Source organism: Nonomuraea sp. NPDC049400, assembly GCF_044466425.1.
In the GTDB taxonomy this organism is placed as follows: Bacteria; Actinomycetota; Actinomycetes; order Streptosporangiales; family Streptosporangiaceae; genus Nonomuraea.
Window position 1 is genome coordinate 345,073 of record NZ_JBITMP010000004.1, and the last position, 25,435, is coordinate 370,507.

Sequence of the window (25,435 nt, forward strand, 5' to 3'; positions counted from 1 at the left end):
CAGCTTGTTCGACGTTATCCCGCCGTCGTACGGTTACCTGCGTGACTACGCCGCTGCTCCCCGACCCTGACCCGAGGCGGCGCGACTACGTGATCATCTCCGCCGACGATCACCTGATCGAGCCTCCCGACTTGTTCGAAGGCCGGTTGCCGGAGAAATATGCCGAGGTCGCGCCCAAGGTCGTGGAGACGGAGGCGGGTCACCAGGTCTGGCGCTACGGCGGGGCGACCTACCCGTGCGCCGGCATCGACGTGGGCGCCGGGCTGCCCCGCGAGCAGCGCACGCTCGAGCCGATCAGGTTCGAGCACATGCGCCCCGGCTGCCACGACATCGAGGCCCGCATCCAGGACATGGACATCGCGGGCATCTGGGCCGCGATGTGCTTCCCCGGCATGCTGGCCGGGCAGTCGGGCATGCCGTTCGCCAGGACGCGCGACCAGGAGCTCGGTCTGGCCCTGGTCAAGGCGTGGAACGACTGGCACATCGACGTCTGGGCGGGCACCTACCCCGAGCGCATGATCGGCCTGCAGCTGCCGTGGCTGCCCGATCCCGACGTGGCCGCCAAGGAGATCCGCGCCAACGCCGCCCGCGGCTTCAAGGCCGTCGTCTTCCCCGAGTTCCCGACCCGGCTCCGGCTGCCGTCGATCCACTCCGGCCACTGGGACCCGTTCTTCGCCGCCTGCGAGGAGACCGGCACGGTCATCGCCCTGCACGCGGGCGACTCGTCGTGGTCTCCCGTGCCCTCTCCCGACACGCCCATCGAGGCCATCACCACGCTGATGCCGACGAGCGCCATGTTCGCCTGCGCCGACTGGCTCTGGTCGGGGGTGGCGCTGCGCTTCCCCGCGCTGCGCATCCTCATCGTCGAGGGCGGCGTGGGCTGGCTGCCGATGCTCGCCGAGCGTGCCGACTACGCCCTCGACCACCCGGTCGCCAGTGAGGCGTCCTGGGAGGGCGGGCTCAAGCCCAGCGAGGTGCTGCGCCGCAACTTCTTCTTCGGCACGCTCGACGACCACGCGCTGTCGGGCGTGCGCCTCGCGGTCGGGCTCGACCACGTGCTGCAGGAGAGCGGCTATCCGCACTCCGACTCGACCTGGCCGGACACGCAGAAGTCCGTGGCGCGCAACCTCGGCACGCTCCCGCCCGCCGACATCGCCAGGGTCGCCTACGGCAACGCCGCCCGCCTCTTCGGCCACCCGCTGCCCTCACGCGCCTGGCTGCGGATGGAGGAGATCTAGGCCTCCTCCTCCAGGAGCCGCCCCTGGATGACGTGCCGCTCGTGCTCGACGTAGCGACCGCTCTCGCCGAGCAGCGAGGCGACGAGCCACAGGAACACGCCGAAGTCGTCGGCCACGCCGATCAGCATCAGGAAGTCGGGCACCACGTCGATGGGCGACAGGATGTAGACCACCCCGAGCCCGAGCAGGGCGAGCCTGCCCTTGCCCATGCCCTCGTACTGCCCGCGCATGACCGCGCCGACCATCCGCGGAATCGCCCTGACCCTGGTCATCAGGCTGGGCGAGCCTGGCTTGGTCACCTCGCGGTACGTCCGCCACGCCGCCGCCGCCCGTGCTGCCTTCGCCATCATGAGAAACCCCCTACCCCCGTCCTCTCACGACATAACGCGTCGGCACGGCCACGAGTTCCTGGCGATCAGCGCATGGCCGCGTGCGCGAACGGCCTGGCCAGCTCGATCTGCGCGGCCACCCTGATCAGCAGGTCCTCCCTCCCCGCCGCCGCCACGAGCTGCACGCCCACCGGCAGCCCCGCCTCGGTCGTGTGCAGCGGGAGCGAGATGGCCGGCTGTCCGGTCGCGTTGATCGGCGAGGTGTACGCCACGGCGTGCCCGGTCCTGCCGAACGCGGTGCTGAGGTCGTCCGGCGGGATCCAGCCCAGCGGGAACGGCGCGACGCCCAGCGAGGGCATCAGCAGCAGGTCGTGGCCCGCGCTCCACCACGCGGCCATGCGGCGGCGGAAGCCGTCCACCCACTGGGTGGCCAGGATGTGGTCGGCCGCGCTGTGCTTGACCGCCGCGGCGAGCATGGCGGCGTTGCGCGGCTCCAGCTCCTCCGGCTGCACGGGCTTGCCGCGCAGCTCGCCGAGGCTCGCCACGTGCGCGGCCAGGTTGTTCGCCACGATGGCGCCGAACTGCTGGGCGAAGTTCGGCTCGGCGAGCGCCTCGGGGCCGCCGGGCGCGACGTCGTGACCGAGCGACTCCAGCAGCGCGGCGGCCCTGGTGACGGCCTCGGTGAGCTCGGGCGAGTCGGGCACGGCCCTGTTGGGATGACTGGTGAGGAACCCGACGCGCAGCCGCCCCGGCTCCCTGCCCACCTCGGCGGCCAGCGGCCCCGGCAGGGCGGGGGCGTCGTACGGGTCGCCGGGGTACATGCCGGACACGACGTCGAGCGCCGCCGCCGTGTCACGCACGCTCCTGCTCACGAATCCCGCGCACGAGAACCCGCTCCACCCCTCGCCCATGGCCGGCCCCGCACTCACGCGCCCGCGCGACGGCTTGAGCCCCACCAGGCCGCACAGGGACGCCGGGATGCGGATCGAGCCGCCCCCGTCGCTCGCGGTGGCCAGCGCCACCATCCCAGCCGCCACCGCCGCCGCCGACCCGCCGCTCGAACCCCCCGGCGAGTACGCGGGATCGTACGGGCTGCGCGTCGGCCCGAACGCCACCGGCTCCGTGGTGATCGTGCTGCCGAACTCGGGGGTGTTCGTCCGCCCGAGCATGACGAACCCGGCCTCGCGCAGGCGCACGACGCCGTACCCGTCCATGCCCGGCTCCACGCCGTCACGCACGTTCGAGCCCGCGCCGTACGGCTCGCCCGCCTGCCGCCAGCCGAGGTCCTTGAGCAGGATCGGCACGCCGCGGAACGGCGCGTCCTCCGGGATGGAGTCGATCTCGGCCAGCGCCCGCTCGAACCGGCGGTGGATGACCGCGTTCAGCTCGCCGTCATGGGCCTCGATGTGCGCGATGGCGGCCTCGGCCAGCTCCCGAGCCGACACCTGCCCGTCCCTGACCGCCTGGGCCTGACCGACCGCGTCCAGCCCGAGTACGTCGTCCATGCCCGCTCCTATGCTTCGGGGGCCAGCGCCCGCACGGCCTGCTCGATGGAGACCTCCCCGCCCGGGACGGGCGCTAGTACAGGGGTGTCGAGCCCGTTGTCCACGTACTCCTGGATCCTGGCCCGGCAGGTGGCCGCGTCGCCGTGCACGATCAGGGCGTCCACCACCTCGTCGGGGATGGCCTTGAGCGCCGCCTGCCGGTCGCCGGCCCGCCACGCCTCGTGCATGGGACGCAGCACCTCGCCCCGGCCCAGCCAGTCGTGGAAGGCGGCGTACACCGGGACGGTCAGATAACTGGCCAGCATCCACCTGGCCATCTCCCGCACCCGGTCGACGTCCTCGCTCACGCAGACGAACAGGCGGGCGATCAGCTCCGTGCCCTCACCCAGCTCGGCGCGCACCTTGCGTACGTCGTCGGGCGAGAGCCAGTTCGTGATCGCGCCGTCGGCCTCCTCTGCGGCCAGCCGGAGCATCCTGGGCCGCAGCGCGGCCAGCACGATCTTGGGCGGGATCTCCGGGGCCCGCTCCAGCTTGAACCCCTTGACCTCGAACGTCTCGTACGCCTCCGAGACCTTCTCCCCCGCCAGGGCCTTCTTCAGGAAACGCAGCGTGTCCCGCGTGCGCGCGTACGGCCGCTCGAACCGCCCCGCGTTCCATCGCTCGACGATCGCCGGCGAGGACGCGCCGATGCCCAGCACGAACTGCTCGGGCGCCAGGTCGGCCAGCGTGGCCGCGGACATGGCCAGCAGCCCGGGACCGCGCGTCGAGACGGGCACGATGGCGCTGCCCAGCCTGATCCCCGGGGCCCACTGCGCGGCCATGGCCAGCGGCACGAACCCGTCGGCCCCGTTGACCTCGGCGGACCACGCGTCGGTGTAGCCGAGCCCGGGCAGCTCCGCGATCAGCTCCCGCGACTTCGACAGCGAGCGGTCGGAGAACGGGATGGTCATGCCCCAGTTCTGACTCATTCCCGCACCGTACCAACCGACCGGTATGTGGTTCTAGGCGCGCAGCTCGTGGACCGCCGCGATGAAGTCCTTCGTGATCCCCCTCAAACCCGGTAGATGTGACAGTCCGACCAGCCGGTCCACCAGCGGCACCGTCACCTCGATCAGCCGGTACGTTCGCGCACAACCCGGCGAGGTGTCGTGCACCCAGAACAGCACCATGCCCATGGACAGCAGCCAGAGCAGCTCGGGCAGCTCCTTCCGCAGCTCGGCGTTCATGCGGTCGCGCGACCCCTCCACGACCTGCCGGTAGATCGCGATGGAGGCCTCCCGGGCAGGTGAGGACTGCTCACTGAACGGGCTCAGCGGGTTGGTCGGCTCGGCCGCGTGTTTGTAGAACTTGACGGCGAACTCGTGGTACGGCTCGGACACGCGTACCCATTCGCGTAGCACTCCGCTCAGCCTGGCCGCGAACGATGTCTCGGTGGCCAGGAACTGCCTGCAGGCCTCCTCGTGCTCGGCCTGGGCGCGGTCGTAGTACGCCTGGATCAACGCCTCCTTGCTGTCGAAGTAGTAGTAGGCGTTGCCCACGGACACCCCGGCCTCGGCGGCGATGGCACGCATTGTGGTCGCGTCGAAGCCGCGCTCCCTGAACAACCGCAGTGCCGTCTCGACAATGACCTCTCGGGTGCTCTCCGATCCTCGGTTTCGGGCTTCGGACACGTTCGTCACTTTACGTGGTTTTCCGCTCGTAGGTCATGGAGCCGCACGGTGATCGCCGCCACAAGGCAAAGTTGCCTCCGCGGCATGAGTTATCTCCCGTGAATGGTGGGATTGTCGTTTCAGGCGGAAGGGCTATTTCCGCGAAAAGGCATCGACATGTGGATACGTGGAACAGTGCGCCTCACAGTAGTCGCACTCCTCGGCGTTGAGATCTCCATAATCGCGCTGGCCTCGGCCGCTTCAGCCGCTACCCACCCCGGAGGGTCGCCGGCAGGGAGCAGCCACGACACGGCCGGACTTACCGACTGGGACTACGAGGTCGGACCGCACCTGGGCGAGCCATGGGCTTTCGAACCGCTCATGACGGACCGCGAGGAACTGGCGGCCCTCCTGGACTCGCCGATGGGCGAATCGGCCGACACGCGGGACTGGCGCACGGAGCGCCCGATCGGGCCGCGAAAACCGCGCTCGGCGGCCGTCAAGCCCGCCAAGAGGCCCGCACACGTCCGGACGGCACGAATTGCCCGGGCACGGCCACGCCTGGCGGGCAAGCACTCTCGCGTCGATCTGACGCGCGTCCTGCCGCGGCAGGGGGCCATACAGATGTCCCACACCACCGCCGCCGGGTGGCTGAAGAGCGGGGGCGTGAAGACGAGGTCGAGCGGCAACTGCACGAGCAAGCACGGTCACAACTGCACCTCGCTCGACTCGGTGCGGACCGGGACGATCGCCGGCATCATGGACCTGAAGCGCGAGAGCGGCTGCCCGATCATGGTCACCGGGGGCACGGAGGCAGGCCATGCTCCTGGGGTCTACAGCCACGGGAACGGCTACAAGCTCGACATTTCCCACAACAGCTGCATCGACCCGTACATCACGAAAAATCACGAGAAGGCCGGAACGCGCAGCGACGGCGCGCGGCTGTACCGCGCCGACTCAGGCACGATCTTCGCCGACGAGAGCGACCACTGGGACATTCTGTTCCGGTGACGCGGCCTGTTCCGGTGACGCGGCCGTAAGACGGCGGACGCCGCGCCGGGAAGCACGGCGTCACACCATCAGACGGACTACAGCTCGGCCGCGACCAGCTCGGCGATCTCCGCCGCGTTGAGCGCCGCGCCCTTGCGCAGGTTGTCGCCGCACACGAACAGGTCGAGCGTGTTGGGGAAGTCGATCGCCTGCCGGATGCGGCCCACGTAGGTCGGGTCGGTGCCCACGACGTCGAGAGGCGTCGGGTACACGCCGTTGGCCGGGTCGTCCACGAGGACCACCGTCGGCGCCGCCTCAAGGACGCGGTGCGCGTCGGCGACCGTGATCTCGCGCTCGAACCGCGCGTGCACGGCCAGCGAGTGGGTCGTGACCACCGGCACGCGCACGCAGGTCGCCGAGACCTTCAGGTCGGGGATGCCGAGGATCTTGCGGGACTCGTTGCGGAGCTTGAGCTCCTCTGAGGCCCAGCCGCCGTCCTTGTACGAGCCCGCCCACGGCACCACGTTGAACGCGATGGGCGCGGGGAACGGCGACTCCTCCGGCAGCTTGTTGGCCAGCACCTTGCGCACGTCACCGGCCGCCTGGCCGATCGTGCGGTCGCCGGCCAGCGCCTCGACCTCGTCGTAGAGCCGCGCGGAGCCCGCCACACCGGCGCCCGACACCGCCTGGTAGGAGGCGACGACCAGCTCGGTGAGCGTGAACTCGGCGTGCAGCGCCCCCATGGCCGCCATCATCGACAGCGTCGTGCAGTTGGGGGTCGAGATGATGTTGCGCGGCCGGTTACGCGCGTCGAGCGGGTTGACCTCGGGCACGACCAGCGGCACGTCCGGCTCCATGCGGAACGTGCCCGACTTGTCGATCGCGATCGCGCCGCGCTCGGCCGCGATCGGCACCCACACCGCCGACACCTCGTCGGGCACGTCGAAGATGGCGACGTCGATGCCGTCGAAGACCTCGGGCGCGAGGGCCTGGACCACGACGTCCTCGCCGCGTACCTGGAGCACCTTGCCCGCCGAGCGGGGCGAGGCGACGAGACGGATCTCGCCCCAGATGTCCTCACGCGACGACACGATGTCGCGCATGACGGTGCCCACCGCGCCGGTGGCGCCGATCAGGGCGAGACTGGGCCTGCTCATCGTCCACTACCTCCGTACACCACGGCTTCGACCTGGTCGGCGTCGAGCGAGAACGCGCGGTGGGCGGCCGCCACGGCCGCGTCGACGCCGTCCTGCTCGACGATCACTGAGATGCGGATCTCCGAGGTGGAGATCATCTCGATGTTGACCCCCGCGTCGGCGAGGGCCGCGAAGAACGTCGCCGTGACGCCGGGGTGCGAGCGCATGCCCGCGCCGATCAGCGACACCTTCCCGATCTGGTCGTCGAAGAGCAGCGACTCGTAGCCGATCTGGCCCTGGATCTTCTTCAGCGACGACAGCGCCGTCTGGGCGTCCGCCGTGGGCAGCGTGAAGGAGATGTCCGTGCGGCCCGTGGCCGCGGCCGAGACGTTCTGCACGATCATGTCAATGTTGATCTCGGCGTCGGCCAGCGTTTTGAAGATCGAGGCAGCCTCTCCGACCTTGTCGGGGACCCCGACAACAGTGATCTTGGCCTCGCTCCGGTCGTGCGCGACGCCGGAGATGATCGGCTGCTCCATCTCGGTTCCTTCGGTGTAAGGGTCGGAGACGACCCACGTGCCTTCCCTGGTGCTGAACGAGCTGCGGACGTGAATCGGCAGGTCGAACCGGCGGGCGTATTCCACGCAGCGCAGATGCAGGATCTTCGCGCCGCAGGCGGCCATCTCCATCATCTCGTCGTACGAGATCCTGGGGATCTGCCGCGCCGCAGGAACGATGCGCGGGTCGGCGGTGAACACGCCGTCCACGTCGGTGTAGATCTCGCACACGTCGGCCTGCAGGGCCGCCGCCAGCGCCACCGCCGTGGTGTCGGACCCGCCACGGCCCAACGTGGTGATGTCCTTGGTGTCCTGCGAGACGCCCTGGAACCCGGCCACGATCGCGATGTGGCCCTGGTCGATCGCCTCACGGATGCGGCTGGGCGTCACGTCGATGATGCGCGCCTTGCCGTGGGTGGAGTCGGTGATCACACCTGCCTGCGAGCCGGTGAACGAACGGGCCTCGTGGCCGAGGTTGGCGATCGCCATCGCCAGCAGGGCCATCGAGATGCGCTCGCCCGAGGTCAGCAGCATGTCGAGCTCGCGGCCAGGAGGCAGCGGCGACACCTGCTCGGCCAGGTCGAGTAGCTCGTCCGTCGTGTCGCCCATGGCGGAGACGATCACGACCACGTCGTTGCCGGCTTTTTTCGTCGCGACGATCCGCTGCGCGACCCGCTTGATGCAGGACGCGTCGGCGACGGACGAACCACCGTACTTTTGCACAACGAGCGCCACGAGAGTCTCCCGGTTTGGACTGTGAGCTGTCAGTCTACTGGGGGCCTCTCATGCGGCCGATGGCCCATACCACTATATGGATGATCAGACGGCGGTGGTCTCCTCGGCCACGTCGAGGCGCGAGTGCGCGGCCAGCGCCTGCAGCGCGCGCATCGCGGCGCCCGCGTGGTTGCCCCAGGTGTTGAAGTAGGAGTACTGCCACCACCAGAGCGCCTCGTAAGGGCGCCCCGCGTGGTAGTGGCGCAGCCCGTGGATGAGGTCGGCGGCGACCGCGGTCAGGTCGTCGGAGAGCCGGTACGGCGTGACGGCGGTGTCCTTGTACGGGTCGAACACCTCGGCGTAGTCGTCGACCGCCTCCAGCCGCTCGGCCAGCGCGGTGCGCACGCCGTCGATGTCGGGATCCTCGCTCATCGGCGGCTCGTTGTTGCCCGCGAGGATCACGTCGCGGTTGGCCCCGAGCTTGGCGCCCGCCAGGCTCACCTGCGCGACCTCCACCAGCAGCAGCGACCAGATGGCGTCGCCGCCCTCGCCGCCCGCGACCCTGGTCAGGCCGTCGACGTAGTCCTGCGCGTGCCCGGAGATCTCTTCGGCAAGGGCGCTCCACTGGTCAGACATCCAGCAGCCTCCGTCCTTCGAACGCGCGGCCCAAGGTCACCTCGTCGGCGTATTCGAGGTCACCGCCCACAGGCAGACCGCTGGCCAGTCGTGTCACTTTGATGCCCATCGGCTTGACCAGACGGGCCAGGTAGGTAGCAGTCGCCTCACCCTCGAGATTGGGATCGGTGGCGAGGATGAGCTCGGTGACCCGGCCGTCGGCCAGACGCGTCATGAGCTCGCGAATGCGCAGGTCATCGGGGCCGATGCCGTCGATCGGGCTGATCGCGCCGCCGAGCACGTGGTAGGTGCCGCGGAACTCGCGCGTCTTCTCGATCGCCACGACGTCCTTCGACTCCTCGACCACGCAGATCACGTGCGTGTCGCGGCGCTGGTCGCGGCAGATGCGGCACTCTTCCTCCGCGGCCACGTTTCCGCAGACCCGGCAGAAGCGGACCTTCTCCTTGACCTCCAGCAACGCGTGCGCCAATCGCTTGACGTCGGCTGGATCGGCCGCCAGCAGGTGGAACGCGATCCGCTGCGCGCTCTTGGGACCGACGCCGGGCAGCAGGCCGAGCTCGTCGATCAGATTCTGGACGACCCCTTCGTACATGCCTAGAACCCTGGCAACTGTCCGAGGCCGCCGCCGCCCAGCCCTTGGGCCAGCGGGCCGAGCTTCTCCTGTTGCAGGTCGGCAGCGGCGCGTACGGCGTCGCGGACGGCCGCGATCACCAGGTCGGCGATCGTGTCGGCGGTGTCCTGCGGGTCGCCGGCGTCGATCACGCTCGGGTCGATCTTGAGCTCGAGCAGCTCGCCCGAACCGTTGACGACGGCCGTGACAAGCCCGCCGCCGGACGAGCCCTCGATCTGCGCGTCGTTGAGCTCCTGCTGGGCGCTCACAAGCTGCTGCTGCATGAGCTGGGCCTGCTCCAGCAGCTGCTGCAGGTTGACATCCCCTGGGTTCACCGTGGTGCGCTCCTCGTGGCTCCGCATTCTTGACTCCACGAGCCTACGGGGTTTGGGCGGCGTCATGTACTGGGGTGCCCCGCCTATGGGATGTTTTTGGCCGGATCTCGGCCCCCCTCCAGCGTCCGAGACCCGGCCACCACGTCGGCGGAGCGGCCGCACCACGCCGACGCGTTGATTCAGGAACCTAATGAGCCGAACGTTGCACACAGGTTGCGTTCATTCAATCACCCTCCGCAATCCCCCCGAATAGCTTGCGCGGATCGCCTCGAAGACGGATGCTCTAATTGACTACTTGGAGTGACCGATGAGTTACGCCCATCTCAACGCGTACTCCCGTCTTCTGCGCGGAGCACACGAAGCGGCGGCGACCGGCCGCGACTGGCAGGAGCTGCCCCGCAGCCTGATCACCGCATCCTGGGAACGTTCCCTGGAGGCCGGGATCGACCCGGAAAGCAAGGGTGCACCCCTGGTTTACGACGTTTCCCGCATAAAGGACGTTCGCCAGGCCCACCCGCTGCAGCCGTTGGTGCCGCTGATCGCGCAGACCCTCACCGGCCTGGCGGACGAGGTGTTGATCGTCACGGATGGTGAAGGCCGGATCCTGTGGCGCGACGGCAACCACACGATCATGCGCCGCGCCGACCAGATCGGCCTGGCCGACGGGCACCAATGGACCGAGGACAGCGTCGGCACCAACGGCATCGGCACCGCGCTCGCCGCCGGCCGGCCCGTGCACGTCTACTCCGAGGAGCACCTCATGCGGGTGCTGCACATCTGGTCGTGCAGCGCCGCCCCCATCACAGATCCCGACTCGGGCCTCGTCATCGGCTGCGTCGACGTCAGCGGCACCTCGCGCAGCCTGCACCCGGCCACCGTCGCCCTGGTCGCCGCCACGGCCAAGCTCGCCGAGACCCAGCTCGCGCTGCGCATGCACGAGCGCGACGAACGCCTGCGCCGGCGCTACGAGTCCCTGCGCGGACGGCCCGGGGTGCTGCTGTCGTCCACCGGCCGCGTCCTTCTGGGTGACCCGGCGGGCGACCTGGGCGAACGCCTGCGCCTCACCGGCCGCCGGGTGATACTCGCCGACGGGTCCGTCGCCCTGGTCGAGCCGTTCTCCGACGGTTTCCTCCTGCGGCCCACGCCGTCCGCCGCGCCTGCCGCCCTCACTCTCACCTTCCTCGGCGAGAGGCCGCCCAGGGCCACGTTCGGCGACCTCGACCGGCCCCTGTCGCTCCGGCACGCGGAGATCCTGGCCCTGCTGGCGCTGCATCCGCACGGGCTGACGGCCGAGCAGCTCTCGTTCTACCTCTATGGGGACGAGGGCAACCCGGTGACGATCAGGGCGGAGATCCATCGGTTGCGGGCCCAGCTCGGGGACGCCATCGCGGCCAAGCCCTACCGGCTGACCTGCCCGCTGGAGGCCGACTTTCTGGAGGTGCGGCGCCACCTGTCGCTGAACGACCCGCGCGCCCTGGCTCACGCTTACCCGGGTCCGCTGCTGCTGCGCTCGGAGTCACCGGAGATCCGCCGCGAACGTGACGAGCTGGAGGCCCAGGTGCGGGCCTGCCTGCTGCGGTACGGCTCGCCGGACGAGCTGTGGGTGTACGCGCAGACCTGCAACGGCCACGACGACTACGAGGTCCTGGAGCGCCTCGCCGCCCTCCCCGCCACCGACCCCCGCTCCGCCACCGCGCGCTCCCGCCTGGGCGTCTGAGCCCTTTACGGCCGTTTCTCACGGAACGTCGTCACTGCGGCCATCACTTCACCACGAGTTCAGGCCGTAACGTCGCACTCTTCCCCATGCCCATCGTGGCCGTCGTGGGGCAGGCGTCCCATCCTGGTGTCGTAGGGCAGGCGTCGCCCATCGTGGCGTCGCGGGGCAGGCGTCGCCATCGTGGCGTCGCGGGGCAGGCGTCGCCATCGTGGCGTCGCGGGGCAGGCGTCGCCATCGTGGCGTCGTGGGGCCTGCCGGCGTGTCGTCTCGTCGAGGGGCCAGGCCCCGGTCGGGTCAGGTGTGGTCGATTTCGCCGATCACCTGGGCGCCCAGTTCGCGCTCCAGCAGGGCCATGCCCGAGACCGCGTCCACGTCGGCGTCCGCGTCGTTCAACGGGTCGACGTCGTCCGAATCCGGCACCTTGTTGCGGCCGGGGACCGTCTCCGGCCAGGCCGCGGCGCCGCCACGGGCGGACGGGACGCGGGGTCCCGCCTGCGCGGCGGCTCGCGCCGCCGACCTCGCGGCGGCCAAGCCCGTACCGCCTCCCGGGGAGCCCCCCGCCGGTGCGGCGGCGTGTTGTGTGGCGGGCATGGTCTGCGTCGGGTCAGGGCTCGGTGGGGAGCCGGGGCCGAAGTCGTCTGGAGCGTCGGGCCAGGACTCGTCCGTGGTCTGGCGTCCAGGGGATGCGGCCGGAGGTTGGCCGGGGCCTGGCTCCTGGGCGCCACGGTCCTCGTGGGAACCGCCGTGCGACGCCGTACGGCCCTGGGGTTGGGTCGTGGCAGGTGTGCCTGCCGCCCCTTGAGGCCCAGCTGCGCCCGCCGAGCCCACCGCCGTACCGTGACCACCAGCCGCGCCGTTGTGACCACCAGCCGGGCCGCCGTGACCTGCGGCCGGGCCGCTGTGCGAAGGGGGACGAGAAGAGCCTCGGGGAGGAGGCGGTGAGCCGCCGACGACCGCTTCGACCCGCCACGTGCCGCCGAGCACGTCGCCGAGCGCTCCGGCCACCACGGCGTCCTTGCCGCCGCCCGTGAAGTTCTTCATCGCGCCGACCTGGGTGAAGCCCAGTGTGACGATATTGCCTTCCACGCCCACCACCTGGGCGTTGGTGCTCACGTTCGCCCAGACCACGATGCTGCGCTGCTTGAGCGCGGCGAGCACGGCAGCCCACTGAGCCTGTACGGCGCCGGCTCCGCTCCCCACGGGAGCCCCGGCAACCGGAGGGGCCTGCTGTGCCCCGCTCCCCGCCTGGGACGCCTGCGGCGCGCCGCCCATCGCCGGGGCCGTCTGCGTACCGCCTGATCCGCCCGCCGACGGAGAGCCGGGGCGGGCGGGCTCAGGCCAGTCATCAGCCCCCGCGCTCACCCCCACACCCGCACTCGCACCCGCACTCGCCGAGTCAGAACCGGCATGAGACTGTGCGGTCGAACCGGCGTATGGCTGCGCAGCCGGAGCGGCGGCGGATTGCGCGGCCGGCCCGTGGGAGTCCGCACCGGCCGGATCGTTGGCGGCCCCCGCTGGGACCTGGGTGCTGACCCGGCCGGACGACGAGGTGCCGGGTCGCGGGATGGGCACCGAGGCGGGAGCGGGTGCGGCAGCCGGAACGGATGCGCCGGAAGCGGCCCGGACGGCCATCTGCGCGACGGCACCGCCGCGTTCGAGGCGTTCGAGGCGGGCGAGCAGAGCCTCCTCACCCTGCGCGGCGCCGGGAAGCAGCACGCGGGCGCACATCAGCTCGAGCAGCAGCCGCGGCGACGTGGCGCCGCGCATCTCGGTGAGACCGGCGTTGAAGACCTCGGCCGCGCGGGTCAACTCGGCCGGACCCATCGAGGCGGCCTGCTGGACGAGGCGTTCGAGCTCGTCGGCGGGGCGGTCGAGCAGCCCGCTCGAGGCCGCCTCTGGGACGTTCGCCAGGATTACCAGGTCGCGGAAGCGTTCGAGCAGGTCGGAGGCGAAGCGGCGGGGATCGTGGCCGCCTTCGATCACCCGGTTGACCGCGTGGAACACCTGTCCGCCGTCACGTGCCGCGAACGCGTTGACGACCTCGTCGAGCAGGTCGCCGTCGGTGTAGCCGAGCAGGGAGACGGCTTTGGTGTACGTGATGCCGTCCTCCTCGGCTCCGGCGAGGAGCTGGTCGAGGATGGAGAGCGAGTCACGCGCGGAGCCCGCGCCCGCCCGCACGACGAGGGGCAGCGCGGCGGGCTCGAAGGGCACGTTCTCGGAGGTGAGGATCTCCTCCAGCAACGCGCGGAGCGTGGCGGGCGGCATCAGCCTGAACGGGTAGTGGTGTGTGCGCGACTTGATCGTCCCGATGACCTTTTCCGGCTCGGTCGTCGCGAAGATGAACTTCAGGTGCGGCGGGGGCTCCTCGACGAGCTTGAGCAGCGCGTTGAACCCCTCACGGGTCACCATGTGCGCCTCGTCGATGATGTAGATCTTGTAACGCGCGGAGACGGGGGCAAAGAATGCCCTTTCGCGCAGGTCGCGCGCGTCGTCCACACCTCCGTGCGAGGCGGCGTCGATCTCGATGACGTCGAGATGGCCGGGCCCGGTCGGGGCGAGCGCGACGCACGACTCGCAGACGCCGCACGGATCGGGCGTCGGGCCCTGCTCGCAGTTGAGAGAGCGCGCCAGGATGCGGGCGCTGGAGGTCTTGCCACACCCGCGGGGACCGCTGAAGAGATAGGCGTGGTTGATCCGGCCTGTACGCAACGCCTGCCGCAGCGGGTCTGTGACGTGCTCCTGACCCTTGACCTCGGCGAACGTCCCGGGCCGGTACTTGCGGTAAAGCGCAAGGCTCATGCGACCATCCCGCCTGCGAGGGGGCTCCCAACGAAGAGACCCCTCGCACACCCGCCAGAGCCCGCTTATCCTTGCTGCCTTCCGGCCCTGGGGAGGTTCACAGGATGACGCCGCGCGAGGGGTCCTTCCACAGTCTAGCCGGATGCCGCAGTGCTCGCTCCACCCCGGAAAAGGTGGTCTGCGCACGCCCAGAAGTCCGGTAAGCTCGTCGGCGGAGGATTCGCCTAGTGGCCGAGGGCGCACGCTTGGAAAGCGTGTATAGGGCAACCTATCAGGGGTTCAAATCCCCTATCCTCCGCGCCTGGTTGAGGCAGTAAACGCAAAGGGGCCGACCCCATCCAAGTCGGCCCCTTTCGCTATTCCAGTCTCAGTTGGCCTCTTCGGAGAGCCCGTCTCCCTCCTCACCCACTTCCCGGAGCAGGCCGTCGACCTGCTTGGCCACCGTGTTCCGGATGCCGTCGGTGACGTGCTGGTACCGGCGTGCCATGCCGCTACTGGACCACCCCATGATGGCCATCACGGTTCGCTCAGGAACTCCGAGGATCAGCAGGACGGTCGCGGCGGTGTGCCGGGCGTCGTGGAGCCGACCGTCCCTCAGCCCGGCGGAAGCCAGGAGATCTTTCCACTCGTGGTAGTCGCTGTAAGGGCAGACGGGGCGGCCTGTCGCAGTGGTGAAAACCCAGTCATCCTCTTTCCAGACCTGGCGCGCCTTGGCGCGCTCCGCTTGCTGTTCTTCCCGATGTCTGCGTGGTAGAGCGATGAGCTGAGCCGAAAGCCCGATGGTGCGGCGGCCAGCGCGGGACTTGGTGTCAGCGGTCTCGGCTCGCACCTGCTTACGCTCGGGGCAGTAGCCAGGCTTGCGTCCGCAGTTCTCTCGGCAGCCATGTTCGTACTTCGGGCGCTGGCGCCCCCGGCGTACTCGCGGCTTGCCCTGTCGAGATCCATGCCGTCGCATTTGCGGCAGGTGCCGAACGGGCGGATCCAGCAGGCGAAGGCGTAACGCAAAGTGACGAACGCGACCACGGTCGCGGGCCTGCACGTGGTCGACGTGCGTGATCCGCTGCCGTTCGCCGACGGTGCATTCGACGACGTGGTCGCGTCGCTGGTGCTGCACTACCCGGAGGACTGGGGCCGACGCTGGCCGCGGCCCAACTATTTCGCGACCACCAGCTATACCGACGAATGGACGTTCATCTGCGCCTTTGAGGCGGCCTGGTGATTACCGTGAGGTGCGTCATCACTCCGGCAGCCGCCCTAGATCGGATACCGGCCCGATGTGGGCAAGCTTGTCGGGGTTGGCCACCGCGTGGATCGCGCGGACCACGCCGTCGGCGATGTCGAGCTCGACCACACCGATCACGCGGCCTTCGGAGTCGTACTTGACGGCGCCCGGACGGCCGTTGATCCAGGCCGGCCGGAGGGAGACGCCCAGGATCCCGCCCCGGCGGAACACACCGAGGAGCAGTCGTATGACAGCCGGCCGCCCGGCCAGCCGACTTCCGAAGGCCCGCACCTTGCCGCCCCCGTCCCCGTGGAGCACCACGTCAGGCGCGAGCATGCCGAGCAGCGTCTCCATATCGCCACCCTCGGCGGCCACGAAGAACCTACGCGCGAGTTCCTCACTTTCCGCCCGCCGCTCGCGGGACAGCGCGCTGTCGGCGACCTGCCCTCCGGCGGCGATGCGCTGCCGGGCGCGGGCGAAGATCTGCCGGCAGTTCGCCTCGGTCTTGCCGGTGATCCCCGCCACCTCCGGATAGCCGTACCCGAACACCTCGCGCAGCATGAACACGGCCCGCTCCACCGGCGAGAGCGACTCCAGCAGCACCAGGAAGGCCATCGACAGCGAGTCGGACAGCTCAGCGTGCTCGGCCGGTCCAGGCATGTCGGCGAGCACGACGACCGGCTCCGGCAGCCACTCGCCGACATAGGTCTCCCGGCGGACCCGGGCCGAACTCAGGTAGTTGAGGCCCAGTCGCGTCACGGCCGTGGTCAGGTACGCCTTCGGATTCTCGATCACGGTCCCCGCCTGGTACGCCCGGGTCAGGCCGAGGAACGCGTCCTGCACGATGTCCTCGGCATCGCCCACGGACCCGGTCATCCCGTAGGCGATGGAAAACAGCAGCGGCCGGTAGCCGGCAGCCTCTCTCTGAGCGGTTGATCCCGGCACGGATTCCTCCCCAACTCGCGTACGGCCGTGCCCAGCCGCGCCCTTCTGCCGGCCGCCCTCGTCGAGGACGCTTGCGCATGACGTACCGCAGGGTAGCCGAGGAGCTTTGCCGTGGATCACGCCGTGTGGCGCCCGCGCGGAAGAGGAGACGCACGTCACATTCGCCGCCGTCACAGGCCGGCGGACTGCCCTGTCCTAGAGGGGCGACAACGGAACAACGACAAGGAGAGCACGATGGATGCTCGCTTGAACCTCTTCGGCAACCCGGTCGCGGTCAAGTCTCTGAAGCACATCCTGGCGGCGGGCAAGGTGGTCGCGGACTCGACGCTGCCGCCCGTGACGCGCGAGCTGGTGTTGCTGCGCGCCAGTCAGATCAATGGGTGCGCGGTCTGCGTGGACATGCACAGCAAGGACGCCGCACACGCGGGGGAGACCTCCACCCGTCTCAACCTGGTCGCGGCCTGGCGGGAGGCCACGGTGTTCACCGAGGCCGAGCGCGCCGCCCTGGAGCTGGCCGAGCAGGGCACCCGCATCGCCGATGCGGCCGGTGGCGTCAGCGACGAGGTCTGGGCGAATGCCGCCAAGCACTACGACGAGGACCAACTCGCCGCCCTGGTGTCCCTCATCGCCCTCATCAACGCCGTCAACCGCGTGAATGTCATCACCCGGCAGCCCGCCGGCGACTACCAGCCCGGCCAGCACGGGTAACGAGCAGGACCGGCCGATGCCAGAGATCGGATACGCCTACAACCCTTGTCAGGAGAAATCTCATGAACCTCGCTCTATGGATCTGCGCCGGATTGCTGGCTGTTGTCCTCCTCACCGGTGGCGTCGGCAAGCTGATCGTGCCCCAGGAGAAGATGGCCGCCATGCGCGGCGCGGGATGGACCGCGGACTTCAGCGCCGGGTTCCTGAAGATCCTCGGGACCATCGAGGTCCTGGGAGCGGTGGGACTCATCCTGCCCGCCGTGACCGGCATCGCGCCGGTTCTGGTGCCGGTGGCGGCAGTCGGTGTGGTGGTGCTGATGGTGGGTGCGATGGTCACGCACCTGCGCCGTGGTGAGGTCATGTCGGCCGCGGGAAACCTGATCTACCTTGCCCTGGCCGCCTTCGTGGCGTGGGGCCGCTTCGGCCCCGAGTCCTTCATCGGCTGACCCTAGATCGACCGCCATCAGCAGGAGGAGGCGCGGTCGCTTCGACCGCGTGATGGTCGACCCCGTGGAGGGGCGGCCCGCTGTGCTTCGGGCTCGCCCCGGGGGATGGCGCCGGCCACGTGAACAGGTGCAATTTCGCCAGTTAGAGATGAGGAATTCGGATGAAAAGACAGCAACGTCGATCAGTCGCGGCGATCGCCGCCCTGGCGCTCGGCGCGGCGCTGACCATGACGGCGTCGCCGTCGCCGGCAGCGGCGGCCGAGCCCGTTCCCGCCCCAGCGGGCACGGGCAAGCCGGCGGCAGCCACGGCACCTGGCTTCCCGACGTTCGTGCGCCTGCCGGCCGATCAGGCGGCGCATCCGGACGCGCGCCAGGAATGGTGGTACCTCGTCGGACACGTCGACGCCCGTGGCCACCGGTTCGGCTACCAGGTCACGATCGGCGGCGCCGGACGACCACAAGTCATGATCGCAATCACTGACAAGACGACCGGCGCGTTCTACACCGAAACCAAGACCTACCCGCTCGACCAGACCAGCTTCTCCACCACCGAGCTGGACATCCGCACACCGACGGCGACGCTGTCCGGGCCGATGGAAGCAATGCGCCTGCGCGCGACGCTGCCGGTCGGCGAACTCGATCTGAACCTCACGGCGCAAGGACCCGTCCTGTACAACAACGGGACCGGGCTGATCCCCTTCCTCGGCGGCACGAGCTACTACTACTCCCTGCCCAGCCTGGCGACACAAGGCACACTCAAGGTCAACGACCACACCTACCCCGTGACCGGACAGTCCTGGCTGGACCGTCAATGGGGCTCCTGGGACTGGAGCACCATGCACAAGTGGACCTGGATGGCCGTGCAACTGTCCAACGGCGACCGGATCAACCTCTGGGACCTGTTCGCCGAGGGTAAGGAGTTCCCCTACGCGACTGTGCTACGCCCCGACGGAACCCACGAGGTCCTCGCCGTGAACCCGCTCGCCGACACCACCTCCGGCTACTGGACCAGCCCCACCAGCGGCCAGCGGTACGGCACGCGCTGGATCGTGAACATCCCCACGCTGGATACCAGCCTCACCATCACCGCCAAACCGGGACACGAACTCCAAAGCGCCTTCGGCGGCCTCTACGAAGGCGCCGCCACCGTCACCGGACAGTACCGGGGCAAGCCGATCACCGGACAGGCCTTCGTCGAGCAGAACGGCAACTGGCGATAACGCCGCGGACAGCTACCCGGCCCCGAACGACCCTGAAAGGCCAGTTCCGCCCCATCGCCACATCACACCTGAAACCCTCCTGGGCGCTCCGCGCCGGCACCTCGACCGATCCACTGTGCTCCGGTTCGCCCAGAACAATCGAAAGGATCCTCAATGTCCATCCGTCTCCTGCTCGCCGCACCCGAGGCCGTGCAGCTCTCCGTCGCCGCCGCTGGTTACGACATCGGCTCCGGGCGCACGCTGCCCAGCGTGGCCGTCGTGGTGGGACTGATCAGCGTGGTCATCGGTGGGCTGGCCCGGGCCCGCTCCGCGGGTCGTATCGGCATCGGCAACCGGCGCGCCGGCGCCGTCACGGCCCTGGCGCTCGGGCTGACCAGCCTGATCATCGGTGGACTGCATGCGGCCAACTCCGCCGGCGGTTTCGGCACCGGCAACGGGCTGGCCGGGGCCATCTTCGCCCTCCTGCTCGGGCTGATCGGCATGGTCCTGGGCGGGCTCGCCCTGTCCCGAGCCCGCCGCACCGCCTGACCCGACCAAGGCTCGGCTTCACCGTCGCCTTCGACGCCGGATTCAGCCTCAGAGCTCGGCGATCTCGGCGTTGGTCTCGCCGCGGGCCATAAGGACCTCGCGTTCGCGGTTGGTGAGCGGATCAGGCGTGCTGTCCGGCGCGGGCAGCGTGGGCGCCACGTGGTCGAGCAGGCGGCGGGTCGTCGACGGGGCGATCACTGCGTCGCCCCGGTACACCGTGCGGATGGCGGCCAGCAGGTCGGTGGCGGGGGCGTCCTTGAGCAGGAAGCCGGAGGCGCCGGCACGCAGCGCGGCGAAGGCGTACTCGTCCAGGTCGAAGGTGGTCAGCACGACGACCTTGGGCACGGGCTGATCGTGGTCAATCCTCTGGCCGTCGATCTCGTGGGCGTCGCGCCCCTGGCTGCCGCGTTCTTGGCCGTCGAGGAGAGCGCGGGTGGCCGCGACGCCGTCCATGCGGGGCATTCGGACGTCCATCAGGACCACGTCGGTCTGGGCGGCCCGCAGGCCGGCAACGGCCTCGGCGCCGTCCCTGGCCTCGCCGACCACGGTCATGTCGTCCTGGGCCTGGATGACCATGCCCGTGCCCGTCCGCACGAGGTCCTGGTCGTCCACGACGTACACCCTGATCGTCATCGGGCAACCTGTCAGGGCTTCAAATCCCCTATCCTCCGCCAGCTCAGAGGGGTCACGCCGTCATCAGCGGCATGACCCTCCTCTTGCTTTGGGTCTCAGTTGGTCCCTCCGGACCACCCCGTGCTGGCCATGACCGTGCGTGCAGGCACGCCGAGGATGAGCAACACCGTGGCGGGCGTCGTGAAGGCTTCCGTCCCGTAGACCAGCGGCCTTGCGCAGGGCCTTCCACTCGTGGCAGTCGGTGTACGGACTCACGGGCCGGCCGGTCGCCGTGCCCAGATCCCGGCTCGCCTTGCCCGCAGCGTGGATGCGCTGGAGGCAAGGTCCGCCGGCGACGTTCTTCGTCATGACTAACCTCCTACTAAGAGATCTGGTTGAGTTGTTCGGGTCTGTTCGGGTCTGTTCGGCCTGTTCGGGTTTGTTCTGCGGTGAGCACCGGCGGCGGAACAGCCGCGGCTGACCAGGCACCGGCGTCTGGCTTCCCGCCGAGGGTGGTGGGGTCGCGGATGCGGTGCGGGTCAGTTCGTCGAGGTTGCGAACGTCGTAGGGGCCGGTGATGCGGGCGTCCTCAGCAGTCTCGCCGCGACGGTGGCGGTAGGGAGGGTGCGCAGGCCGCTGGCCAGGCACAGCGCTACACCGAGCGTGAGCCAGGTGACCAGGACGGTGGCGGAGTGGGTGGCGCCGTGGCCGTCGAAGAAGGCGGTGGAGCGGAGCAGCGCCTGAGTGGACATGTCTACTCCTCGAAGAGGACGTTTGCGTGCTTCACGTGGTGACGGGGCCGGGCCGGCTCGTACGTGTGCCGATGAGCGGATGCCTTCGCTCGGGGTGCTCCGCACTGTCGCCGATACCGTGATCAGGGAGTGGCGGCTGAAGGATTACCTCAGCGTGAGTGGGGTCTCGGATGCGATGCGGGTCAGCTTCTCGGGGTTGCGGACGTAGTACAGGCCGGTGATGCGGGCGTCCTCCACGCGGACTGCTATGACGCCGTCGATCTCGCCGTCCATGCGGAGGACGAGTGCCGGGTTGCCGTTGACCACGGTGGGGTGACTGGTGAGCGCGACTTGGGCCTTGCCAAGGCCGTTGACGATCATGCGGGCCACCTTGTCGGCGCTGATGACCGGCCGTGGCGAGGCCTGCTTGATGCCGCCGCCGTCGCTGATGAGGACGACCTCAGGGGCGAGCACGTCGAGGAGACCCTGCAGGTCCCTGGTTTCCAATGCGCGCTGGAACGACTCCAGAGCTGCCCGGGCCTGGCTCGGGGAGACCTCCTCGCGGGGGCGGCGGGCTTCGACGTGCCGGCGGGCGCGGTGCGCGATCTGGCGGACGGTCGCCGGGTTCTTGTCGACGGCGGCCGCGATCTCCTCGTAGCTGACGTCAAAGACCTCGCGCAGCACGAAGACGGCGCGCTCCGTCGGCGACAGCGTCTCCAGGACGAGCATCAGCGCCATCGACACGCTCTCGGCGAGCTCGACGTCCTCGGCCACGTCCGGCGTGGTGAGCAGCGGCTCGGGCAGCCAGGGGCCGACATAGGCCTCCTTGCGGCGCTTCATGGTGCGCAGCCGGTCCAGCGAGCGCCGGGTGGTGATCCGGACCAGGTAGGCGCGCTGGTCGGACACCTGTGCGATGTCGACCTTGACCCAGCGCAGCCAGGTTTCCTGCAGGACGTCCTCGGCGTCGGCAGCCGAACCGAGCATCTCGTAGGCGACGGTGAACAGCAGGTTGCGGTGGGTGAGGAATACATCGGTCGCCTCGGTGGCGCCGTCCATCCGGCCGCCACCAGCCATCGGCTCGGCTGTGCCCGTCGTTGCATCCCTGCGTTCGTTCATACCTGGCTCCTGCCTGTTCACCCTCAACTCCTGGTCCACGCACAAGACGCCGACCCGCACCGCTGTGTGACACCCCAAGATCGGTGGCGTACATCACATGACCGCACTGTCACAAAGTTCGAGGCGCCGGCGCCTCATGGTCGTCAGGACGCCACGCGAACGATCCGCGCGGCACACACCGATCACCTTGGCCCCGTTGCGTGGTGACCGCCGCGCAACCGCCACCGCAGAAAGAACGGAAAGACATCATGAGCAAGGTCTGGTTCGTCACCGGTTCCTCCCGCGGCCTGGGCCGCAACTTCGTCGAGGCCGCCCTGTCGCGCGGCGACAAGGTGGCCGCGACCGCCCGGACCACCGCGAGCTTCGATGAGCTGGTCGCCGCCTACGGCGAGGCGGTGCTCCCCCTCGGGGTGGACGTGACCGACAAGGCCGCCGTCTTCGACGGGGTGAAGCGGGCCGCAGAGCACTTCGGCCGTCTGGACGTCATCGTCAACAACGCCGGCTACGCCCAGGTCGGCGCGATCGAGGAGCTGACCGAACAGGACCTGCGCGACCAGCTGGAGACCAACCTGTTCGGCGCGATGTGGGTGATCCAGGCCGCGCTGCCGTACCTGCGCGAGCAGCGCTCGGGGCACATCATCCAGCTGTCCTCCGCCGCCGGGCTCATGGCGATGCCGCTCAGCGGCGCCTACAGCGCCTCCAAGTGGGCGCTGGAAGCCCTGAACGAATCCCTCGCCCAAGAGGTCGCCGACTTCGGCATCAAGGTGACCGTGATCGAGCCCGGCGGCTTCGCCACCCGGTCCGGCAAGAACCCCGATCCCCTCAACAACGGCCACATGGCCGAGCCCAACCCGATCTACGACGGCCTTCGCCAGCGCATCGCCGCGTTCGCGGGAAAGCAGCCCGCCGGCGACCCGGCCGCCGCGGCCCAGGCGCTCCTCAAGCTCGTCGACTCCGACAACCCACCCTTGCGGGTGCTCTTCGGCCAGGGCTTCTACCCGATGCTCCAGCAGGTCTACGCCGACCGGCTCAAGACCTGGGCCGACTGGCAGGACCTTTCGGCGGAGGCTCACGGCAACCTCGATCAAGAAAATCGGTGACACAGGGCCGAGCTTTACGAGACCTGAGCCGCGCTCGTTCGTCCCCGCCCGATGTATGCCCCGACGGGGAGGCGGCGGCCTGCGGCGACCCCCCGTCCGGGCGTGCATGAAGCGGCCCTTTCATCTGCGCCGAGGAGGAACGGTGCCCGCCGGCCGCCACCGCGTTGTCCTCTCCTCACAGCCGGGGCAGGTCCAGCCGCAGGTAGGCGTGACCACGCCGTGAGGACAGCCCGTCAATGCCGCGGCGGCCGACCGGCGCGGTCGGTCCAGATCTGGACGAGCTGCAGGACGCTCATGCCGAACATCAGCACGCCCAAGGGGACGTGCAGCGTCGTCACATGCGCAAGGCCCAGCGCTACCTGCCCCGAGGCGAGCCCGAAGAACCCGGCCGCGTACAGGATGGGCCTGGCTGGGCCGCCACCCGGCCGCCACACCAAGATCGAGACGATCAGGTGCAGCAGCGTCACGATGAACACCGTGTACGCCCCCGCACTGTGCAGTGCGCCACGATCGGGTGAGGACAACAACAGCCCGGCGGTGATCGCCTGGACGAAGACAGCCACGGTTTGCAGGGTGATCGCGGCATGCAAGAACATGAGGGTGCGCGGCTTCGTCGTCGTGTGCGTGGGCATGGTGAGGTTCCGTTCTCTATGTCAGCGGTGGTCGAGGCTTGGCGAGCTGGCGTCTCAGTAGTCCGGCAAAACAGCTGCCGGGAATGTGGGGCGGCGGGCCAATGTCACCGTGCGGTGCGCTGTCTCGTCGATCTGGTGGGGGCGGATGTGACCAGGGGAGACCGGGGAACTGTGTTCATCGTCAGCCGGCGAGGGGTTTGAGGAAGAAGCGGCCGGGCGCCACGCAGGCGGCCATGGCGGCCGAGGACAGCTGGATGATGTGCCCCGAGCGCTGCTCGCGCAGGTACGGCAGCGCGGCCTGGATCACCCACATCGCGCCGAACAGGTTGCTCTCCAGCTGGTCGCGCAGGTCCTGTTCGGTCAGCTCCTCGATCGCGCCGACCTGGGCGTAGCCGGCGTTGTTGACGATGACGTCCAGACGGCCGAAGTGCTCTGCGGCCCGCTTCACCCCGTCGAAGACGGCGGCCTTGTCGGTCACGTCCAGCTCCAGCGCAAGCACCGCCTCGCCGTAGGCGGCGACCAGCTCATCGAAGCTCGCGGTGGTGCGGGCGGTCGCGGCCACCTTGTCGCCGCGCGACAGGGCGGCCTCGACGAAGTGGCGGCCCAGGCCGCGGGACGAACCGGTGACGAACCAGACCTTGCTCATGATGTCTTTCCGCTCTTTCGCTGTTGGCCATCGGCGATGAGATGCCGATCAACCACCGACACGGCACGGGCCGTGCCATTCAGGAGTTAGCGTCGGCGATTGGGCCCACTTTGTCAATACGGCACGTGCCGTTCCGCTAGGGTGCCGACATGACCGACCGCCGTCCCACTCGCGCCAACGACCGGACCGAAACGATCATGCGGGCCACGCTGAACCTGGCCCGGGAGGTCGGCTACGCCAAGCTCAGCATCGAGGCCGTCGCGGCCCGCGCCGGCGTCGGCAAACACACCGTCTACCGCCGCTGGCCTTCCAAAGGCCTGCTGTTCCTCGACTCGCTCCTGTCGCTGAACGTGTCCGTGCTCGACTATCCCGACACCGGCGATGTCCTGGCCGACCTGCGCCGGCAAATCCACGCAACAGCAGACCTGCTGGGCAATCCGCCATGGGGCCCGCTCTACCAGGCCCTGGTGGGCGAGGCGCAGCACGATCCCGCAGTTGCTGCCGGCCTCAACGAACGCTTCATCCAGCCGCAGACGCACAAGACCATCGCCCGTCTCAGGACGGCCCAAGAGCAGGGGCAGGTGTCACCCGACTTCGACCTCGACCTGGCGATGGAGATCCTGTCGGGCCCCTTGTACCTTCCGATACCTGATCGACAGCAGCCGGTGACACACGACTACATCGACCGAGTGCTCCAAGCACTCTTCGCCGGGATGGGCCCCAGACCGCAAGCGTGACAGCGAACGACCCGCGATGACCCGGCGGTCTACTGGAACGGAATCCGGCATTAGCGGGTTCCGCTAGTCAGCGGGGCCCCCTGAGTGAGACCGGGCGCCGGTTCGGCAAACGCCCGGACCGGGCAGGCCTGGCTCTGGCAGGTCAGGCGGCGGTAGCGGCCATACACCGGCGAGGAGGATGTGCCGCACGCCCGGCACCGCTCAAATGCTGATCTCGTTCTCGGTCGAACAAGATCCCCACGGGGCAGCAGGCCTATGCACATAAAGATCGCCAGAGCCTCTCCTGGGCGACGGTGAACAGCAGGTTGCGGTGGGCGTGGAATGTCTCGATCGCCTCGGTGGCCGAGTCCATCCAGTCGCCACCAGCCATCGGCTCGACTGATCCCGTTGTTGGCTCGCTGCCCTCGTTCATAGCCGGGGTGCTCCACGCATAAGACGCCGGCCCGCACCGCTATGTGACACCCCGTGATCGGTGGCGTACATCACATGGCCGCACTGTCACAAAGTTCGGGTCGCCGGCGCCTCCTGGTCGTCAGGACGCCGCGCGAACGATCCGCGCGGCACACAACTCCCCGAG

At 69.4% G+C, this 25,435-nt stretch carries 27 protein-coding genes, 1 tRNA gene, 1 other RNA gene and 1 pseudogene; 11 read left to right on the forward strand and 19 right to left on the reverse strand.

Annotation, left to right across the window (positions count from 1 at the left end; translation table 11 throughout):
- Window positions 1–41: 41 nt before the first annotated feature.
- On the forward strand, window positions 42–1,238 hold the full coding sequence (locus ACIBVN_RS07605; RefSeq protein WP_397133759.1) for an amidohydrolase family protein: 1,197 nt from the start codon (window positions 42–44) through the stop codon (window positions 1,236–1,238).
- On the opposite strand, the gene ACIBVN_RS07610 is transcribed toward ACIBVN_RS07605, so the two are convergent.
- The 4 genes from ACIBVN_RS07610 to ACIBVN_RS07625 all read right to left on the reverse strand — a co-directional run bounded on the left by ACIBVN_RS07610 (window position 1,235) and on the right by ACIBVN_RS07625 (window position 4,742).
- A complete protein-coding gene (locus ACIBVN_RS07610; RefSeq protein ID WP_397133761.1) occupies window positions 1,235–1,588 on the reverse strand; it encodes a YkvA family protein in 354 nt (117 codons plus the stop codon). The two genes, ACIBVN_RS07605 and ACIBVN_RS07610, sit on opposite strands and share 4 nt — an antisense overlap.
- 65 nt (window positions 1,589–1,653) lie before the next feature.
- On the reverse strand, window positions 1,654–3,072 hold the full coding sequence (locus tag ACIBVN_RS07615) for an amidase (protein ID WP_397133763.1): 1,419 nt from the start codon (window positions 3,070–3,072) through the stop codon (window positions 1,654–1,656).
- 8 nt (window positions 3,073–3,080) lie between these two features.
- Window positions 3,081–4,040 carry an LLM class F420-dependent oxidoreductase gene (locus ACIBVN_RS07620; RefSeq protein WP_397133765.1) on the reverse strand — a complete coding sequence of 320 codons (960 nt, stop codon included), beginning with the start codon at window positions 4,038–4,040 and terminating at the stop codon, window positions 3,081–3,083.
- Window positions 4,041–4,073: 33 nt separating this feature from the next.
- Complete coding sequence (locus ACIBVN_RS07625) at window positions 4,074–4,742, reverse strand: TetR/AcrR family transcriptional regulator (RefSeq protein ID WP_397133767.1); 669 nt, start codon at window positions 4,740–4,742, stop codon at window positions 4,074–4,076.
- Between the two features lie 360 nt (window positions 4,743–5,102).
- Here ACIBVN_RS07625 and ACIBVN_RS07630 point away from each other — a divergent pair, with 360 nt between their 5' ends.
- Entirely contained in the window at window positions 5,103–5,732 is a 630-nt protein-coding gene (locus tag ACIBVN_RS07630) for a hypothetical protein (protein ID WP_397133769.1), read from the forward strand.
- 77 nt (window positions 5,733–5,809) lie between these two features.
- Here the strand turns inward: ACIBVN_RS07630 and ACIBVN_RS07635 are convergent, their stop codons facing one another.
- From ACIBVN_RS07635 to ACIBVN_RS07655, 5 genes are all read right to left on the reverse strand, one after another.
- Window positions 5,810–6,868 carry an aspartate-semialdehyde dehydrogenase gene (locus ACIBVN_RS07635; RefSeq protein ID WP_397133771.1) on the reverse strand — a complete coding sequence of 353 codons (1,059 nt, stop codon included), beginning with the start codon at window positions 6,866–6,868 and terminating at the stop codon, window positions 5,810–5,812.
- Window positions 6,865–8,139, reverse strand: a complete 1,275-nt coding sequence (locus ACIBVN_RS07640) for an aspartate kinase (protein ID WP_397133773.1) — start codon at window positions 8,137–8,139, stop codon at window positions 6,865–6,867. The genes ACIBVN_RS07635 and ACIBVN_RS07640 overlap by 4 nt, the downstream gene beginning before the upstream one ends.
- A gap of 84 nt (window positions 8,140–8,223) precedes the next feature.
- On the reverse strand, window positions 8,224–8,754 hold the full coding sequence (locus ACIBVN_RS07645) for a DUF5063 domain-containing protein (protein ID WP_349447620.1): 531 nt from the start codon (window positions 8,752–8,754) through the stop codon (window positions 8,224–8,226).
- A complete protein-coding gene (recR, locus tag ACIBVN_RS07650; protein WP_397133775.1) occupies window positions 8,747–9,346 on the reverse strand; it encodes a recombination mediator RecR in 600 nt (199 codons plus the stop codon). Before recR ends, ACIBVN_RS07645 begins: the two co-directional genes overlap by 8 nt.
- Window positions 9,347–9,348: 2 nt before the next feature.
- Window positions 9,349–9,726 carry a YbaB/EbfC family nucleoid-associated protein gene (locus tag ACIBVN_RS07655; protein ID WP_397133777.1) on the reverse strand — a complete coding sequence of 126 codons (378 nt, stop codon included), beginning with the start codon at window positions 9,724–9,726 and terminating at the stop codon, window positions 9,349–9,351.
- A 280-nt stretch (window positions 9,727–10,006) separates the two neighbouring features.
- Between ACIBVN_RS07655 and ACIBVN_RS07660 the strand changes: the two genes are divergently transcribed.
- Window positions 10,007–11,416 carry a GAF domain-containing protein gene (locus ACIBVN_RS07660; RefSeq protein ID WP_397133779.1) on the forward strand — a complete coding sequence of 470 codons (1,410 nt, stop codon included), beginning with the start codon at window positions 10,007–10,009 and terminating at the stop codon, window positions 11,414–11,416.
- A 294-nt stretch (window positions 11,417–11,710) separates the two neighbouring features.
- Here ACIBVN_RS07660 and ACIBVN_RS07665 read toward each other — a convergent pair whose 3' ends face one another.
- Window positions 11,711–14,215: a DNA polymerase III subunit gamma and tau gene (locus ACIBVN_RS07665; protein WP_397133781.1), complete on the reverse strand. Its 2,505-nt coding sequence runs from the start codon at window positions 14,213–14,215 to the stop codon at window positions 11,711–11,713.
- Window positions 14,216–14,246: 31 nt separating this feature from the next.
- Window positions 14,247–14,342, reverse strand: an RNA gene (gene ffs / locus ACIBVN_RS07670) — signal recognition particle sRNA small type.
- 86 nt (window positions 14,343–14,428) lie between these two features.
- Here ffs and ACIBVN_RS07675 point away from each other — a divergent pair.
- Window positions 14,429–14,513: transfer RNA gene (locus ACIBVN_RS07675), tRNA-Ser, on the forward strand.
- A 69-nt stretch (window positions 14,514–14,582) separates the two neighbouring features.
- Here ACIBVN_RS07675 and ACIBVN_RS07680 read toward each other — a convergent pair.
- Window positions 14,583–15,044 carry a tyrosine-type recombinase/integrase gene (locus ACIBVN_RS07680; RefSeq protein ID WP_397133783.1) on the reverse strand — a complete coding sequence of 154 codons (462 nt, stop codon included), beginning with the start codon at window positions 15,042–15,044 and terminating at the stop codon, window positions 14,583–14,585.
- A gap of 198 nt (window positions 15,045–15,242) precedes the next feature.
- Here ACIBVN_RS07680 and ACIBVN_RS07685 point away from each other — a divergent pair.
- Window positions 15,243–15,344 (forward strand): annotated as a pseudogene (locus ACIBVN_RS07685) (SAM-dependent methyltransferase); the annotation flags it as partial.
- Between the two features lie 108 nt (window positions 15,345–15,452).
- On the opposite strand, the gene sigJ reads toward ACIBVN_RS07685, so the two are convergent.
- The gene (gene sigJ / locus ACIBVN_RS07690; protein ID WP_397133785.1) at window positions 15,453–16,382 is read right to left on the reverse strand and encodes an RNA polymerase sigma factor SigJ; all 930 of its coding nucleotides are present in this window, start codon (window positions 16,380–16,382) and stop codon (window positions 15,453–15,455) included.
- A gap of 234 nt (window positions 16,383–16,616) precedes the next feature.
- On the opposite strand from sigJ, the gene ACIBVN_RS07695 reads away from it, so the two are divergent.
- From ACIBVN_RS07695 to ACIBVN_RS07710, 4 genes are all read left to right on the forward strand, one after another.
- On the forward strand, window positions 16,617–17,090 hold the full coding sequence (locus ACIBVN_RS07695; RefSeq protein WP_397133787.1) for a carboxymuconolactone decarboxylase family protein: 474 nt from the start codon (window positions 16,617–16,619) through the stop codon (window positions 17,088–17,090).
- 62 nt (window positions 17,091–17,152) lie between these two features.
- The gene (locus ACIBVN_RS07700) at window positions 17,153–17,536 is read left to right on the forward strand and encodes a DoxX family protein (RefSeq protein ID WP_397133789.1); all 384 of its coding nucleotides are present in this window, start codon (window positions 17,153–17,155) and stop codon (window positions 17,534–17,536) included.
- Window positions 17,537–17,697: 161 nt separating this feature from the next.
- Complete coding sequence (locus ACIBVN_RS07705; protein WP_397133791.1) at window positions 17,698–18,756, forward strand: lipocalin-like domain-containing protein; 1,059 nt, start codon at window positions 17,698–17,700, stop codon at window positions 18,754–18,756.
- Window positions 18,757–18,909: 153 nt separating this feature from the next.
- Window positions 18,910–19,284: a DUF6223 family protein gene (locus ACIBVN_RS07710; RefSeq protein ID WP_397133793.1), complete on the forward strand. Its 375-nt coding sequence runs from the start codon at window positions 18,910–18,912 to the stop codon at window positions 19,282–19,284.
- 48 nt (window positions 19,285–19,332) lie between these two features.
- Here ACIBVN_RS07710 and ACIBVN_RS07715 read toward each other — a convergent pair whose 3' ends face one another.
- The 3 genes from ACIBVN_RS07715 to ACIBVN_RS07725 form a co-directional block, all read right to left on the reverse strand.
- Window positions 19,333–19,917 (reverse strand): response regulator, encoded by a 585-nt coding sequence (locus ACIBVN_RS07715; protein ID WP_397133795.1) that lies wholly within the window; start codon window positions 19,915–19,917, stop codon window positions 19,333–19,335.
- A gap of 518 nt (window positions 19,918–20,435) precedes the next feature.
- Window positions 20,436–20,648: a hypothetical protein gene (locus ACIBVN_RS07720; protein ID WP_397133797.1), complete on the reverse strand. Its 213-nt coding sequence runs from the start codon at window positions 20,646–20,648 to the stop codon at window positions 20,436–20,438.
- Window positions 20,649–20,792: 144 nt separating this feature from the next.
- Window positions 20,793–21,743 carry an RNA polymerase sigma-70 factor gene (locus ACIBVN_RS07725; RefSeq protein ID WP_397133799.1) on the reverse strand — a complete coding sequence of 317 codons (951 nt, stop codon included), beginning with the start codon at window positions 21,741–21,743 and terminating at the stop codon, window positions 20,793–20,795.
- 248 nt (window positions 21,744–21,991) lie between these two features.
- Here ACIBVN_RS07725 and ACIBVN_RS07730 point away from each other — a divergent pair, with 248 nt between their 5' ends.
- On the forward strand, window positions 21,992–22,843 hold the full coding sequence (locus tag ACIBVN_RS07730) for an SDR family NAD(P)-dependent oxidoreductase (RefSeq protein ID WP_397133801.1): 852 nt from the start codon (window positions 21,992–21,994) through the stop codon (window positions 22,841–22,843).
- Between the two features lie 233 nt (window positions 22,844–23,076).
- On the opposite strand, the gene ACIBVN_RS07735 is transcribed toward ACIBVN_RS07730, so the two are convergent.
- Together ACIBVN_RS07735 and ACIBVN_RS07740 are read right to left on the reverse strand one after the other, a co-directional pair.
- Window positions 23,077–23,475, reverse strand: coding sequence for a hypothetical protein (locus ACIBVN_RS07735; RefSeq protein WP_397133803.1), 399 nt, complete (start codon window positions 23,473–23,475; stop codon window positions 23,077–23,079).
- A gap of 181 nt (window positions 23,476–23,656) precedes the next feature.
- Window positions 23,657–24,121: an SDR family NAD(P)-dependent oxidoreductase gene (locus ACIBVN_RS07740; RefSeq protein ID WP_397133805.1), complete on the reverse strand. Its 465-nt coding sequence runs from the start codon at window positions 24,119–24,121 to the stop codon at window positions 23,657–23,659.
- A gap of 149 nt (window positions 24,122–24,270) precedes the next feature.
- On the opposite strand from ACIBVN_RS07740, the gene ACIBVN_RS07745 reads away from it, so the two are divergent.
- Entirely contained in the window at window positions 24,271–24,858 is a 588-nt protein-coding gene (locus tag ACIBVN_RS07745; RefSeq protein WP_397133807.1) for a TetR/AcrR family transcriptional regulator, read from the forward strand.
- A gap of 253 nt (window positions 24,859–25,111) precedes the next feature.
- On the opposite strand, the gene ACIBVN_RS07750 is transcribed toward ACIBVN_RS07745, so the two are convergent.
- Window positions 25,112–25,270, reverse strand: coding sequence for a hypothetical protein (locus ACIBVN_RS07750; RefSeq protein ID WP_397133808.1), 159 nt, complete (start codon window positions 25,268–25,270; stop codon window positions 25,112–25,114).
- Window positions 25,271–25,435 lie beyond the last annotated feature (165 nt).